This window comes from Vibrio sp. Y176, from assembly GCF_033438945.1.
Genome location: NZ_JAWOQS010000013.1, coordinates 17573 through 32378 on the forward strand (window position 1 = coordinate 17573; position 14806 = coordinate 32378).

Sequence of the window (14806 nt, forward strand, 5' to 3'; positions counted from 1 at the left end):
CCCTGTGAGTCGCTTTTTTATAACCAAAGTTTTTAGTCCCACAATTGGTTATAACTGTTCAGCCAATTATCAGGTTAACTGTACTGATTTTTGTTGTTAAACATTGACTGCGTTAAAGAAACGGAATTGTTATTGATTGTATAATCGCCGTTCATCAGTATTTACTAAAATAATTATGTTCGGTCATCTTTATGACGGAACGAGCAGCAATGTCATCGAGCGACATCAATAGAAATGACGCCGTACATTATAAAAGCCTAAGAAGGATGAGTGCATGAGTCAGGACAAGATCGATATCAAAGATGTGACTCCTAAAACCTATAATCCCAAAACCCATAAAGGAAACGGGGATCGGTTTAACCCAAGTAATCGCATCTATGTACGCGAAAGTAAAGGAACTTACCAGAAACTACGTCGTTACGGTGGTTGGTTCTTACTACTTCTCTTCGCTTTGATACCGTGGATTCCTTACGGTGAACGTCAAGCGATCTTGCTTGATATTGGCAACCAGCAGTTCAACTTTTTCGGTACCACACTGTACCCACAAGATCTTACCCTACTCGCCTTGCTGTTTGTGATCGCGGCGTTTGGGTTGTTCTTTATTACCACCTTCTTAGGTCGGGTTTGGTGTGGCTATCTCTGCCCACAAACCGTCTGGACCTTCATGTATATCTGGTTTGAAGAGAAGCTGGAAGGTAGTGCCAATAAACGCCGTAAACAAGACTCCAATAAGCTGACAGCGAATTTAGCGATGCGTAAAACCGTCAAACATATAGCTTGGTTTGCCATTGCACTCGCCACTGGTTTTACTTTTGTTGGCTACTTCGTGCCAATGAAGCAATTGGTTATCGACTTTTTCACCTTTAACGCCAACTTCTGGCCCGTCTTTTGGGTAATGTTCTTTGCCATTTGTACTTATGGTAATGCTGGTTGGATGCGTTCCATCATGTGTATTCACATGTGTCCTTACGCGCGCTTCCAGTCTGCCATGTTTGATAAAGACACCTTCATCGTTGGCTACGATGCAAAACGTGGGGAAAAACGTGGCCCACGTCCGCGTAAAGCCGATCCAAAGCAACTTGGTTTGGGTGATTGTATTGATTGTGATTTGTGTGTGCAGGTGTGCCCAACAGGTATCGATATTCGTGACGGCTTGCAGTATGAATGTATCAACTGTGGCGCCTGTATTGATGCGTGTGATAACACCATGGATCGCATGGGCTACGAGAAGGGCCTAATTAGTTACACCACCGAGCATCGCTTATCGGGTAAGAGTACCAAAGTCATGCGTCCGAAGCTGCTAGGCTATGGTGCCGTACTACTCGTCATGGTCGGTCTTTTCTTTGCCCAAATTGCAGCGGTAGACCCAGCCGGCATGAGTGTTATTCGCGACCGTAACCAACTGTTCCGCGTTAATGGCTCGGGAGAAGTAGAAAACACCTACACCCTCAAGGTGATCAACAAAACTCAGCAAGTGCAAGAGTACTCGTTGGATGTTGAAGGGCTATCCGATGTAAGCTGGTATGGTAAGCAGACAATTCAGGTCCAGCCAGGTGAGGTATTGAACCTGCCAATGAGTCTTGGTACCGATCCTGACAAGCTAAACTCTGCGATTACGACAATTCAGTTTATACTCACCGATAAGAGCAACGAATTCACTATTGAAGTAGAAAGCCGTTTTATTAAAAAACTATAGCGCTACTTCAGTGACTAACGGAAAAAGGCTCAGTAATGAGCCTTTTTGTTTATATGTCCCAAAGTATGTTTAACTTTGACGCCCTTACCCCAGACTTTATGTGGTACGCGTTAGAAAGCATCGGCGTTCGCGCAGAATCAGGCTTTCTTCCCCTCAATAGCTACGAAAACCGTGTTTATCAATTCACTGACGAAGAGCGTCGTCGTTATGTCGTCAAGTTTTACCGTCCTGAACGTTGGAGCAATGAACAGATCCAAGAGGAACACGACTTTACTTTAGAGCTGATTGGCAATGAGATCCCCGTCGCACCACCTGTGCGCATCAACGGTGAAACCCTGCATCACTATCAAGGCTATGCTTTTGCGCTGTTTGATAGCGTGGGTGGTCGCCAATACGAGGTTGACAATTTAGATCAGCTCGAAGGTGTAGGGCGTTTCCTTGGCAGAATCCATAAAGTCGGCAGCCGCCAAGCCTTCCAACATCGTCCTCCTATTGGCTTACAAGAATACCTGTATCAACCAAGAGAGATTCTGCAAAACGCCAATATGATTCCAATGCACTTGGAGAACAGCTTCTTCAATGACTTGGATATGCTGATCAAATCAATTGAAAGCCACTGGCAAGAAGGCTTCAATATCATTCGTTTGCATGGCGATTGCCACCCAGGCAATATTTTGTGGCGAGATGGCCCTATGTTTGTTGATTTGGATGACGCTCGTAACGGCCCTGCAGTACAAGACTTATGGATGCTATTGAACGGTGAACGCCAAGACAAACTGATGCAGTTGGATATTGTTTTAGAGGCTTACCAAGAGTTTTGCGACTTTAATCCTGCAGAATTGAAACTAATCGAGCCACTTCGCGGTCTACGAATGGTGCACTATATGGCATGGCTAGCAAAACGTTGGCATGACCCTGCATTTCCTCTCGCTTTTCCATGGTTTAATGAGCCAAAATACTGGGAAGGTCAGGTCCTTGCATTTAAAGAGCAGATCGCCGCTTTAGAAGAAGCACCGCTGTCTTTAATGCCTCAATGGTAAGTCAGGCCAAAAATTCAAAAATGGAGATATTTCGATGAAAAAACTGTTCGCACTGTTTTCTATGCTGATGTTAAGCCTGTCGGCACATGCAGCGCAATTCAAAGAAGGTGAACATTACAAAGTATTGGATCTTGAGGCATCAAAAAAACCTCTTGTGACGGAGTTTTTCTCTTTCTACTGCCCGCACTGTAATAGCTTTGAACCAGTTATCCAGCAACTGAAAAAGCAGTTGCCAGAAGGTACTAAGCTATTAAAAAACCACGTTTCTTTCATGGGTGGCAACATGGGCCCATCAATGAGCAAAGCCTACGCAACGATGGTTGCATTAAAAGTGGAAGACAAAATGGTGCCAGTGATGTTTAACCGCATCCACAATCTAAAGAAGGCGCCACGTAATGATGAAGAACTTCGTCAAATCTTCCTTGATGAAGGTGTAGACGCGAAAAAATTCGATTCTGCATTCAAAGGCTTCGCGGTTGATTCAATGGTTCGCCGTATGGACAAGCAATTTGAAAACAGCGGTCTAACCGGCGTTCCTGCGGTTATCGTTAACAACAAATACCTAGTTCAAGCACAAAGCATCAAAACGATGGATGAGTACTTCTCTCTGGTGAACTACTTGCTGACACTAAAATAAGCACATCGATATCAATCAAAAGGGGAGCACGTCGCTCCCCTTTTGTTTATTTGTAAATCTCTTGTAGTAACCGATCTTTTTCTTGCCACACATCACCCAACCATTGCTGAAATTGCCGCTTATAGGGCTTATCGTTGAAGTAATCACCGAGCACTCGTTCATCAACGGGTAACACATTTACACGCACAACCACCTTGCTCATGCGACCCATCAATAAATCCTTGAACGGTTTATGCGTATTTTCTGGGTACGCCAACGTAACGTCGATAATGCTCTCGAACTGTTCCCCCATCGCCGCTAACGTGTACGCAATCCCGCCCGATTTTGGTTGCAGCAAATATTGATAGTTTGCTTTACTCTTACGCTGCTTTTCTTCGGTAAATCGAGTTCCTTCGACATAGTTAACCACTGTGGTTGGACTGTGTTTGAACTTAGCGCACGAGCGACGTGTCGTCTCTAAATCTTGACCTCGCTTATGAGGGTTGCGGATCAGATACTCTCGCGAATAGCGACGCATAAATGGCATATCGAGCGCCCAACACGCCATCCCGATGAAAGGCACATACAGCAGTTGTTGCTTGAGGAAAAACTTCGGCATGGGAATACGGTCTTTAAACACGCAGCAAAGCACAACAATATCTGTCCAACTGAGATGGTTACTGATCAGCAGATACCACCCGTCTTTTTTAAGCGCTTCACCGCCCTGAACATCCCACTCAACACGGTTAGATACCGCCAGAATGCACGCATTAACGGTAGCCCATAACCACATCACCTTATTGGCACAAGCGGTCGCTATCGCTTTTAGCTTTACGCCAGGAAGCAATATTTTAAATACAGCGATAACACAAATTGCGAGTGAACAAACCGCAGAATTGAGAATCACAAAAGAAGCGTTAAAAAAAAATAACAAATATGCCAACATGATAGTCAAACAACAGTGATAATGTGTGAAGAATAAAACAGCGTGTAATTATACTGCGCCTTTGCCACATTGGAACATGCGTGGGAATGGTCAGATTTGTTACCGCAACCAATATGTGCACCACTCATTCGACAACAAGGAGATAACGAATGAAACCAAGGCTACTTCTCTTGCCTTTGGCCTTTGTCGTCAGTTCTGCTCAGGCTCAACTCGCTGAAACCGCAGGTTTTGGCGGTGAAATTTCGCTGAATGCCGGATTCATATCATCAGAATCCAATTTCAATACAGAAAATAGTAACACCATCGATTCTCTCGATAAGCGTGCCGATAGTGACAGTTCCGTTATCGCTGCACCGCTAGGGAGTGTGACATACACCTTTGGTAGCCGACTCAACCACCAAGTTTACGCCGGTACCACACGCTCAGATGTCGCGGTAGGTACACTCGCTTTTCAGTTGGGCTATCAACACGAGCTACAATCTGGCACCGTGCTCGATGTTTCCTATCTGCCGACGGTACTCAAAGGCGAAACTTGGCGCAACCCTTATCAAGTAGGAACCGCACGTAAAGAGACGGATGTTGACGGCAATGCGTATCGCTTTCAGATCAAAGGGTTAATTGATAAGAACTTCAACCTTGATCTTGCTTATGCTGATAAAGACATCGAGCAGGAGGAAGTGACAGACCGCTCACTTGCTCGCGATGCTAACCTTTACTATGTCAAAGGCGACTATCGCATTCCACTCAACCAAACGTCTATGTTGCAACCCGCTTTCACCTACATCAATCAAGATGCCGACGGTAAGGCGGAATCATTTGATTCGTACGGGTTTGACATCAGCTGGTTTAAATTTATCAATCGCCATCGATTGGCTCTCACCGCGGGTTATGCATGGAAAGACTATCAAGGAGCTAGCCAAACTTTTGCTAAAACACGAAATGACGACACCATCAGCCTATTTGCGGCCTACGAATATCAAAACGTATTTGACTGGCAAGACTGGTCGTTCATTTCTTTAGCCGGCTATAGCCAAACTGACTCGAATATCACGTTTTATGAGGAGAAAGAGTACCTATTGTCGCTTGGTCTCAACTACACCTTCTAACGTCCTTCATCGCAACAAGGCGCTCACAACACTTGTTGCGATGACACTTTGCTGTCTATACCGCTTGCGCCGTAAGCTGTTTCAGTAAACGGTCCATCGCTCGATACCCAAGCGCCTCGGCCAAGTGCGTTCGTTCAATTTGCTCCGCCCCATCCAGATCGGCGATTGTTCGCGCCACTTTGATAATACGATGATACGCACGAATCGAGAGCCCTAAACGATGCAAAGCGGTTTCAAGAAACTCAGCATCACTCTTATGCAAGGGACAAAACGCCTCAATTTCTCGACTACCTAGCAGTGCATTGACCTTACCACTGCGGTTTAGCATATTGTTACGCGCATGGCTCACACGCGCTTTTACGATAGCAGTCGGCTCACCACGATCACCTCCTTCTGCTAATGTCCCTTTGGGCAAAGCTGGGATTTCTAAAGACATATCAAAGCGATCTAACAGTGGTCCAGATAATCGACCAAGGTAGCGCAAAATAGCTTGTGGATTGGTGCGCGCTTGATTGCCTTCGTAATATCCTGTCGGGCTTGGGTTCAATGCTCCAACTAATTGGAAGCGAGCCGGAAAGCGTGTTTTACCTTGCGCTCGAGAGATAATGATCTCGCCAGATTCGAGCGGTTCGCGTAACGAGTCTAGAACTTTACGATCAAATTCGGGCATTTCATCGAGAAACAATAACCCGTTGTGGGCTAAAGAGATCTCCCCTGGTCTGGGTACCGAACCACCGCCGACTAATGCCGCCATTGAACTTGAATGATGCGGAGAACGAAACGGACGCGACTTCCAGTTATGCTCATTAATTTCACTCTGAGTCAACGATGCCACCGAAGCGGTTTCCATTGCTTCTTCGTCACTCATTTCCGGTAATAAGTCACACAAACGCGAAGCCAACATCGTTTTTCCAGTACCTGGCGGGCCAAGGAAAAGTAAGTTGTGGTTTCCAGCGGCAGCAATCTCCAGTGCTCGCTTACCTTGTTGTTGGCCAATAATATCTTGTAAGTCTCGACCATGTTTTTCGATCGTTTTTCGCTTAGGCGTTTGAAAAAGATTCAGTCGATGTTGACCACAAAGCTCGGCACATACTTCCAGTAATGATTGGGCCGATTTATGTTGTTCCTTCCCCACCAGCGCCGCCTGATCGCCATTCACATGTGGGACGACCAAATGACGTTGAATCTTACTGGCTTCCAGCGCAGCAGGCAGCACACCTTTTACAGGTCTCAGACCACCAGATAACGCTAACTCACCAACAAATTCGTAGTTTTTGAGCTTATCTGTCGCGATTTGCTCCGAAGCGGCCAAAATTCCCAATGCAATAGGAAGATCAAAACGCCCTCCCTCCTTGGGTAGATCTGCCGGAGCCAAGTTCACGGTGATCCGCTTAGCAGGAAATTGAAAGTTAGAATTAATGATCGCACTGCGTACGCGATCTTTGGACTCTTTTACCGTTGTCTCTGGCAAGCCTACTAAGGTAAACCCTGGCATGCCGTTGCTGATATGAACTTCTACACTAACCGATGGCGCTTGCACCCCGACGCTTGCTCGACTATGAATGATTGCCAGCCCCATACGTTCCTCAATTTTTTTGAACACTCTGTAAACAAATGTTTTATCTAGTTGGTTATGTTATATACCGCGTCCCAATTGAGAGTTAATGTGAAAAAAGAATGACTTTTTGCTTGTCATGCAGCGGAATTGTGTGATACCACTAATGACGCAAACAATTTCGTAGAACATTACACAACATTTTTTAACGAAAAAAGAACGACAGACAGATGAACCTTTTCGCTCATATCAACGCACTGCTAGCCCTGATTATCGTGGTCATTATTGGCACCGCGCGGGGTATTGTGGGCGAAAGGTAACCACAAATTACAAAAAACCCCCGCACTGAAAAGTCCGGGGGTTTTTTTACAACTACAAGTTGTCATCTGTCTAACCCTCGGACAGTTTAACGGGAAGAATGGGAGTGCACATGAAGTGCAATAAATATGGCAATCGCTACGAGCCACAACGTAGCAAAGGAGGTTTACGATGACTGGTGCACAACTTGTCGTAGCCGCTTTAAGACAGCAAGGCATCGAAACCGTTTTTGGCTACCCCGGCGGGGCCATCATGCCAATCTATGATGCTTTGTATGACGGTGGGGTGGAACACATCCTATGCCGTCACGAGCAAGGGGCCGCTATGGCAGCTATCGGGATGGCTCGTTCCACTCAAGACGTTGCTGTGTGCATGGCAACTTCTGGCCCAGGAGCCACTAACCTTGTTACCGGCCTTGCCGACGCTTTCCTTGACTCCGTACCTCTAGTTGCCATCACAGGCCAGGTTGCTAGCTCTCATATCGGTACCGATGCATTCCAAGAAATGGATGTGATCGGAATGTCCCTAGCCTGTACTAAGCACAGCTATCTCGTGACCGAAATTGAAGATCTAGCTCCGACACTTGCCGAAGCCTTTGAGGTCGCAAAAACCGGTCGTCCGGGTCCAGTCATTGTCGATATCGCCAAAGACGTTCAACTCGCTCAAGCACCTACAGACCTTCTTCCTCCATACATAGCACCAGCAATCGAAGATGTCAGCGCTGAAGATATCAAACGTGCGCAAGATGTGCTGGCAGCATCTACTCGCCCAGTGTTGTATGTTGGTGGTGGCGTGCAACTTGCAAAAGCAACCGATGCAGTACGCGAATTTCTTCGCTTAAACCCAATGCCTGCAGTTAGCACATTAAAAGGCCTCGGTACCATTGAACGCCATGATCCTCACTATCTTGGTATGTTGGGTATGCACGGCACCAAAGCCGCTAATCTAGTGGTTCAAGAAGCCGATCTATTGATCGTGGTTGGCGCGCGCTTTGATGACCGTGTGACGGGTAAGCTCGACACGTTTGCACCAAATGCAAAAGTGATTCATATCGACATTGATGCTGCGGAGATTCATAAACTGCGCCACGCCAACGCACCATTACGTGGCGACATCAACACCATTCTTCCTCAGCTAGAGCTGACTCAAGATATTTCACCGTGGGTTCATCACAGTGAAAGTCTGCGCAGCGGCTTTAAGTGGCGTTACGACCACCCGGGCGAGTTAATCTACGCACCGCTATTGCTTAAACAACTGTCTGACATGATGCCAGATAGCTCAATTGTCTCGACCGACGTCGGTCAGCATCAGATGTGGGCAGCGCAACATATCCAGCCACGCGAACCACAAAATTTCATCACTTCTGCTGGCCTTGGCACCATGGGCTTTGGCTTGCCAGCAGCGATGGGCGCTGCAGTCGCACGTCCTGATGATCAGTCTATTCTTATTACAGGTGACGGTTCATTTATGATGAACGTTCAGGAATTGGGCACGCTGAAGCGTCGTCAGATTCCAGTGAAGATTGTCCTTCTTAATAACCAACGTCTTGGCATGGTTCGCCAATGGCAGTCGTTGTTCTTTGACGGTCGCCACAGTGAAACCATTCTTGATGACAACCCAGATTTCGTGATGTTAGCAAAAGCGTTCGATATCCCGGGCAAAACCATCACCAAGAAAGAAGAAGTCGAACCTGCTCTCAAAGAGATGCTAGCGAGTGAAACTTCTTACATGCTTCACGTTTTGATTGATGAAGAAGAAAACGTGTGGCCATTGGTGCCACCTGGCGCATCAAACAGTGATATGTTGGAAAATACATAGGAGACAATCGCATGGACAGATATTTACTCGACATCAAAGCCGATGACAAACCGGTACTGTTGGAGCGCGTTCTACGTGTGATTCGTCACCGAGGTTTCGTGATCAAACAAGTCGCGGCTACGCAAAACCACGAAAGCAAAGTAGCCAGCGTCGAGATCATCGTCGACAGCGATCGACCAATCTCGTTTTTGATCAATCAAATAGAGAAGTTGTGGGACGTTCGTAAGGTTGAGGTGCTAAAAATCCGCAACGATGAACTGCCAAATCACAACTTACAACAACACGTAAGTGCATAAGGAAGGCAACAAATGGCAACGAAAACTGCAGATTTCATTTGGTTTAATGGTGAGATGGTTCCATGGGCAGAGGCGAACGTTCACGTTCTGACTCACGCAATGCACTATGGTACATCCGTGTTTGAAGGCGTGCGCTGTTACAACACACCAAAAGGCCCAATTGTCTTCCGTCACCGTGAGCATGCACAACGTCTAAAAGATTCTGCCAAGATTTACCGCTTTCCGATCCCTTTCTCTGTAGAAGAAATCATGGAAGCGACCCGAGAAACACTGCGCCAAAACAAACTCGACAGCGCTTACATTCGTCCATTGGGTTTTGTCGGTAATGTTGGCTTAGGCGTATGTCCACCAGTTGGCACTGAGATGGATCTAATCATTGCAGCATTTCCTTGGGGCTCTTACTTAGGCGAAGAAGCGCTAGAAAAAGGTGTCGATGCGATGATTTCAAGCTGGAATCGCGCTGCGCCAAACACCATCCCAACTGCGGCTAAAGCAGGCGGTAACTACCTATCTTCACTACTGGTTGGTGGTGAAGCGCGTCGTCACGGTTACGACGAAGGTATTGCGCTAAGCGTAGATGGTTACCTATCGGAAGGGGCTGGTGAAAACATCTTCGTTATCAAAGATGGCGTAATCACCACACCACCAGCAACTAGCGCGATTCTACCGGGCATCACTCGTGACTCGATCATGACAATTGCACGCGATAAAGGCTACGAAGTACGTGAAGCGAACATTGCTCGTGAAGCCCTTTACCTTGCCGATGAAGTCTTCATGACAGGTACTGCGGCTGAGATTGTACCAGTGGCAACCATCGACAAGATTGAAGTGGGCACTGGTAAGCGCGGCCCTATCACTAAAGAACTACAAGCAGCCTACTTTGGCCTATTTGACGGCACCACGGAAGATAAGTGGGGCTGGTTAGACTATGTGTACCCAGAACAGAAGTAAGAAGGATTAGGAAATGCCAAAATATAGATCAGCTACCACCACACATGGTCGTAACATGGCGGGTGCACGAGCACTGTGGCGTGCAACGGGTGTGAAAGAAGAAGACTTCGGTAAACCAATCATCGCCGTTGTAAACTCGTTTACTCAATTTGTTCCGGGTCACGTACACCTGAAAGACATGGGTCAGCTTGTAGCACGCGAAATCGAAAAAGCTGGCGGTATTGCGAAAGAATTCAACACCATCGCGGTTGATGATGGTATCGCAATGGGTCACGGCGGCATGCTGTACTCACTGCCTTCACGCGAACTGATCGCAGACTCAGTAGAATACATGGTCAACGCGCACTGTGCCGATGCCATGGTATGTATCTCTAACTGTGACAAAATCACTCCGGGAATGTTGATGGCATCTATGCGTCTTAACATCCCTGTTATCTTTGTTTCTGGTGGTCCAATGGAAGCGGGTAAAACCAAGCTTTCTGATCAGATCATCAAACTAGACCTTGTAGATGCGATGATCCAAGGCGCGGATCCAAAAGTGTCTGATGAGCAAAGCGAGCAGATCGAACGCAGCGCATGTCCAACGTGTGGATCGTGTTCAGGCATGTTCACTGCAAACTCAATGAACTGTCTAACGGAAGCACTGGGTCTTTCTCAACCAGGTAACGGTTCTATGCTGGCAACGCACGCTGACCGTGAACAACTGTTCCTTAATGCAGGTCGTCGTATCGTTGAACTGACTCGTCGTTACTACGAGCAAGATGACGAATCAGCACTGCCGCGCAACATCGCTACGTTTGATGCGTTCGAAAACGCAATGGCACTGGACATCGCAATGGGCGGTTCAACCAACACCATTCTGCACCTACTTGCCGCGGCGCAAGAAGGTGAAGTGGATTTCGATATGGAAGATATCGATCGCCTATCACGTCAAGTACCACACCTATGTAAAGTGGCACCATCTACCCAGAAATATCACATGGAAGACGTACACCGCGCAGGTGGCGTCATGGCAATTCTTGGTGAGTTAGATCGTGCAGGTCTTCTACACAATGATGCGCGCACCGTACTTGGTCTTTCCATGAAAGAGCAGCTCGCAAAATACGACATCATCCAAACTGAAGACGAAGAAGTACTCAAGTTCTACCGCGCAGGTCCTGCGGGTATTCGTACTACTCAAGCGTTCTCACAAGATTGCCGCTGGGATCGCCTTGATGACGACCGTGCGGAAGGTTGTATTCGTACTATCGATCATGCCTTTAGCAAAGAAGGTGGCCTAGCCGTTCTATCAGGCAACATCGCATTAGATGGTTGTATCGTTAAGACTGCTGGTGTGGATGAGAGCATCCATAAGTTCACTGGCCCAGCCGTAGTTTTCGAAAGCCAAGAAGACGCCGTAGAAGGCATCTTAGGCGGCAAAGTAAAAGCAGGCGACGTGGTTGTTATCCGTTACGAAGGCCCTAAAGGTGGTCCGGGCATGCAAGAAATGCTTTACCCAACCACTTATCTAAAATCGATGGGCCTTGGCAAAGAGTGTGCACTTCTGACTGACGGCCGTTTCTCTGGCGGCACATCAGGTCTGTCTATCGGCCACGCCTCTCCTGAAGCAGCAAACGGCGGTGCAATTGGTCTGGTAAAAGAAGGCGATATGATCGCAATTGATATTCCAAACCGTTCAATTTCACTCCAAGTGTCTGAACAAGAACTTGCTGAGCGCCGTGCAAAACAAGACGAACTAGGCTGGAAACCAGTTGACCGCCAACGTGAAGTTTCATTTGCACTCAAAGCGTACGCGAGTATGGCAACCAGTGCTGACAAGGGTGCAGTACGAGACAAGTCGAAGCTAGAGGGCTAGCAATGATGGAAGCTCAACCCGAAAAACAAGTGAACCAAACTGGCGCAGATTATCTGCGCCAAATCCTTCGCGCACCTGTTTATGAAGTAGCAACAGTGACGCCACTGCAAGAAATGCCTCGTTTATCTGCACGTATCGGGAATAACGTGCAGATCAAGCGTGAAGATCGCCAACCCGTACACTCGTTCAAATTGCGCGGTGCATACAACATGGTGGCGAGTTTATCTGAAGCACAAAAAGCCGCTGGTGTCATTGCAGCATCGGCAGGTAACCACGCTCAAGGCATGGCGCTCTCTGGTACTAAGCTAGGCATCAAAACCACCATCGTGATGCCTAAAACCACACCAGACATCAAAGTCGATGCGGTACGTGGCTTCGGTGGCAATGTAGTGCTGCACGGCAGCAACTTTGATGAGGCAAAAGCGGAAGCGGAACGCCTTTCTGATCTGCATGGGTACACATTTGTCCCTCCTTTCGATCACCCACTGGTGATTGCAGGTCAAGGCACCATAGGCATGGAAATGCTGCAGCAAAATGGTCACCTTGATTACATTTTCGTCCCTGTCGGTGGTGGCGGTTTGGCTGCGGGTGTTGCGGTACTTGTGAAGCAGCTCATGCCAGAAATCAAAGTGATTGCAGTTGAGCCAGAAGATTCGTCATGCCTCAAAGCTGCTTTGGATGCTGGTGAGCCAGTAGTACTAGACCAAGTCAGCATGTTTGCCGATGGCGTCGCTGTAAAACGCATTGGCGAAGAGACTTTCCGTCTATGCCAAAAGTACATTGATGGCCATATTGCCGTCTCTAGCGATGAAATCTGCGCAGCAGTAAAAGACATCTTTGAAGACACCCGTGCGATTGCAGAGCCTTCTGGCGCGCTTGCTCTGGCGGGTTTGAAGAAGTTTGCTGAGCAAAACAAACTGCAAGGTAAGAATTTAGGTACTGTGCTGTCTGGTGCCAACACTAACTTCCATGGCTTACGTTATGTTTCTGAGCGTTGCGAGCTTGGTGAGAAACGTGAAGGTTTGCTTGCCGTCACCATTCCTGAGCGTCAAGGTGCCTTCTTTGAGTTCTGTAACCTCATTGGCGGCCGCGCCGTAACGGAGTTTAACTACCGCTACAACGATGACGCATTGGCAAATATCTTTGTCGGTGTGCGTTTGCAAGGCGGTCAGGAAGAGCTAGAACATATCATTCACGACTTACGTGATGGTGGCTACCCAGTGGTTGATTTGTCTGATGATGAAATGGCGAAGCTGCACGTGCGCTACATGATTGGTGGTAAGCCGTCTAAGCCGCTTAAAGAGCGCCTCTACAGCTTTGAATTCCCAGAGTATCCTGGTGCCTTGCTGAAATTCTTAAGCACTCTTGGTACCCATTGGAATATTAGCTTGTTCAACTACCGTAACCACGGCGCAGACTACGGACGCGTTTTATGTGGTTTCGAGTTAGATGAAGGAGATTTAGCTCAGTTTTCTGCGCATTTACGCGAACTTGGCTATCAATGCAAAGACGAAACAGACAACCCGTCTTACAAGTTCTTCCTGTCATAAAACGCCACATTTTAAACATATCAATGAAAACACCTCGCTAATGCGAGGTGTTTTTTATGACTGTAACCAATCTTTATGTAGCTGATTAGGCGATCCAAGATAGTCCACCATCCACTGGATCAATTTATGATTATCATCTTTGCGCCATACTAAGCAGCAGTGACTGAGCGGTTTATCATCCGGCATGACCTTCTCCACCAGCACACCATCATTGATTAAGGGTGTTGCAATATGACGTGGCATGTAACCCACGCCCACCCCATTTTTTAAACATTCAATCGCACTATACCAATTGGGCAATAATAATCGGCGCTGTTGCGGATAATGGCCAGTATGGCGTTTTGGCAGCACGTTCGAAGTATCATCAAGACAGATCGCCGGAAATTGACTCACAAACTCTTCAGTAAGCACTTGTTGTCGAACGCAAGGATGAGCGGGTGACATTACAAATGCCCAATCTAATACGCCCATATCTTTGACTTCAAAATCTCCCCCAACGGGAACCGCAGATGTCGCGCCAACGACAATGTCGGCTCGACCTTGTGCTATGGCTTCCCAAGAACCATTGAAGACCTCCATATTGATCTGCAATTCAGCAAATTCAAACTCGCGATAGAAATCTTCCACCAAAGGTTTGAGTTTTTCTAACTTCACCACGTTATCTAAGGTCAGCTTTAACGTGCTTTTCCATCCTTGAGCCGCTCGCCGCGTTTGTGCTTTCACCTCTTCCATTTGACGCAGCAAAGAGCGCGCCTCGGCCATAAAAAGTTCACCCGCTGGAGTTAGCTCGACTTTCCTTGGTAAACGTCGAAACAGCACCACATCTAAATCTTGCTCGACCTGCCTTACTCCATAGCTGATGGCTGAGGGGACTTTATGCAATACCTCAGCCGCAGCGGTGAAACTGCCTAAACGGGCAACCGTATCCAGCATTTCCAAAGACGCTTTAGAGAACATGATTTAACCTTTCAAAAAATTTGATTGATAACCAACAATTTTAGCGTTTTATTTTCTCAAAATCGAAAAATAGAATAATAAGGTAAATAAATCAGGGTTGGC

At 47.1% G+C, this 14806-nt stretch carries 12 protein-coding genes; 9 read left to right on the plus strand and 3 right to left on the minus strand.

Going from position 1 to position 14806, the window contains the following annotated elements:
* Positions 1 to 274: 274 nt before the first annotated feature.
* Genes ccoG through R7O13_RS21315 form a run of 3 tightly spaced genes read left to right on the plus strand, consistent with a single transcriptional unit; the run spans position 275 to position 3373 of the window.
* Entirely contained in the window at positions 275 to 1696 is a 1422-nt protein-coding gene (ccoG, locus tag R7O13_RS21305; RefSeq protein ID WP_318304663.1) for a cytochrome c oxidase accessory protein CcoG, read from the plus strand.
* Between the two features lie 53 nt (positions 1697 to 1749).
* A complete protein-coding gene (locus R7O13_RS21310) occupies positions 1750 to 2736 on the plus strand; it encodes a serine/threonine protein kinase (protein ID WP_318304681.1) in 987 nt (328 codons plus the stop codon).
* A 34-nt stretch (positions 2737 to 2770) separates the two neighbouring features.
* Entirely contained in the window at positions 2771 to 3373 is a 603-nt protein-coding gene (locus R7O13_RS21315; RefSeq protein ID WP_005379036.1) for a thiol:disulfide interchange protein DsbA/DsbL, read from the plus strand.
* A 46-nt stretch (positions 3374 to 3419) separates the two neighbouring features.
* Here R7O13_RS21315 and R7O13_RS21320 read toward each other — a convergent pair whose 3' ends face one another.
* The gene (locus R7O13_RS21320; RefSeq protein WP_137282462.1) at positions 3420 to 4298 is read right to left on the minus strand and encodes an acyltransferase; all 879 of its coding nucleotides are present in this window, start codon (positions 4296 to 4298) and stop codon (positions 3420 to 3422) included.
* A 149-nt stretch (positions 4299 to 4447) separates the two neighbouring features.
* On the opposite strand from R7O13_RS21320, the gene R7O13_RS21325 reads away from it, so the two are divergent.
* Positions 4448 to 5404 carry a DUF2860 domain-containing protein gene (locus tag R7O13_RS21325; RefSeq protein ID WP_054729808.1) on the plus strand — a complete coding sequence of 319 codons (957 nt, stop codon included), beginning with the start codon at positions 4448 to 4450 and terminating at the stop codon, positions 5402 to 5404.
* Positions 5405 to 5459: 55 nt separating this feature from the next.
* On the opposite strand, the gene R7O13_RS21330 is transcribed toward R7O13_RS21325, so the two are convergent.
* A complete protein-coding gene (locus tag R7O13_RS21330; RefSeq protein WP_005383862.1) occupies positions 5460 to 6983 on the minus strand; it encodes a YifB family Mg chelatase-like AAA ATPase in 1524 nt (507 codons plus the stop codon).
* Between the two features lie 465 nt (positions 6984 to 7448).
* On the opposite strand from R7O13_RS21330, the gene ilvG reads away from it, so the two are divergent.
* Genes ilvG through ilvA form a run of 5 tightly spaced genes read left to right on the plus strand, consistent with a single transcriptional unit; the run spans position 7449 to position 13747 of the window.
* Positions 7449 to 9095: an acetolactate synthase 2 catalytic subunit gene (gene ilvG, locus R7O13_RS21335; protein ID WP_005378960.1), complete on the plus strand. Its 1647-nt coding sequence runs from the start codon at positions 7449 to 7451 to the stop codon at positions 9093 to 9095.
* A gap of 11 nt (positions 9096 to 9106) precedes the next feature.
* Positions 9107 to 9391: an acetolactate synthase 2 small subunit gene (gene ilvM, locus R7O13_RS21340; RefSeq protein WP_005378958.1), complete on the plus strand. Its 285-nt coding sequence runs from the start codon at positions 9107 to 9109 to the stop codon at positions 9389 to 9391.
* Between the two features lie 12 nt (positions 9392 to 9403).
* A complete protein-coding gene (ilvE, locus tag R7O13_RS21345; protein WP_005378953.1) occupies positions 9404 to 10342 on the plus strand; it encodes a branched-chain-amino-acid transaminase in 939 nt (312 codons plus the stop codon).
* Between the two features lie 13 nt (positions 10343 to 10355).
* Positions 10356 to 12197 carry a dihydroxy-acid dehydratase gene (ilvD, locus tag R7O13_RS21350; RefSeq protein WP_318304667.1) on the plus strand — a complete coding sequence of 614 codons (1842 nt, stop codon included), beginning with the start codon at positions 10356 to 10358 and terminating at the stop codon, positions 12195 to 12197.
* A 2-nt stretch (positions 12198 to 12199) separates the two neighbouring features.
* The gene (gene ilvA / locus R7O13_RS21355) at positions 12200 to 13747 is read left to right on the plus strand and encodes a threonine ammonia-lyase, biosynthetic (protein ID WP_318304669.1); all 1548 of its coding nucleotides are present in this window, start codon (positions 12200 to 12202) and stop codon (positions 13745 to 13747) included.
* 54 nt (positions 13748 to 13801) lie between these two features.
* Here ilvA and punR read toward each other — a convergent pair whose 3' ends face one another.
* Complete coding sequence (punR, locus tag R7O13_RS21360) at positions 13802 to 14704, minus strand: DNA-binding transcriptional activator PunR (RefSeq protein ID WP_017821565.1); 903 nt, start codon at positions 14702 to 14704, stop codon at positions 13802 to 13804.
* Positions 14705 to 14806 lie beyond the last annotated feature (102 nt).

Excerpts from the sequence above, each read along its gene's own strand:
- ilvD (WP_318304667.1), top strand. The coding sequence starts at position 10,356 with ATGCCAAAATATAGATCAGCTACCACCACACATGGTCGTAACATGGCG.
- R7O13_RS21325 (WP_054729808.1), top strand. The coding sequence starts at position 4,448 with ATGAAACCAAGGCTACTTCTCTTGCCTTTGGCCTTTGTCGTCAGTTCT.
- ilvG (WP_005378960.1), top strand. The coding sequence starts at position 7,449 with ATGACTGGTGCACAACTTGTCGTAGCCGCTTTAAGACAGCAAGGCATC.
- R7O13_RS21320 (WP_137282462.1), bottom strand. The coding sequence starts at position 4,298 with ATGTTGGCATATTTGTTATTTTTTTTTAACGCTTCTTTTGTGATTCTC.
- R7O13_RS21310 (WP_318304681.1), top strand. The coding sequence starts at position 1,750 with ATGTCCCAAAGTATGTTTAACTTTGACGCCCTTACCCCAGACTTTATG.
- ilvM (WP_005378958.1), top strand. The coding sequence starts at position 9,107 with ATGGACAGATATTTACTCGACATCAAAGCCGATGACAAACCGGTACTG.
- punR (WP_017821565.1), bottom strand. The coding sequence starts at position 14,704 with ATGTTCTCTAAAGCGTCTTTGGAAATGCTGGATACGGTTGCCCGTTTA.
- ccoG (WP_318304663.1), top strand. The coding sequence starts at position 275 with ATGAGTCAGGACAAGATCGATATCAAAGATGTGACTCCTAAAACCTAT.
- ilvE (WP_005378953.1), top strand. The coding sequence starts at position 9,404 with ATGGCAACGAAAACTGCAGATTTCATTTGGTTTAATGGTGAGATGGTT.
- R7O13_RS21315 (WP_005379036.1), top strand. The coding sequence starts at position 2,771 with ATGAAAAAACTGTTCGCACTGTTTTCTATGCTGATGTTAAGCCTGTCG.
- R7O13_RS21330 (WP_005383862.1), bottom strand. The coding sequence starts at position 6,983 with ATGGGGCTGGCAATCATTCATAGTCGAGCAAGCGTCGGGGTGCAAGCG.
- ilvA (WP_318304669.1), top strand. The coding sequence starts at position 12,200 with ATGATGGAAGCTCAACCCGAAAAACAAGTGAACCAAACTGGCGCAGAT.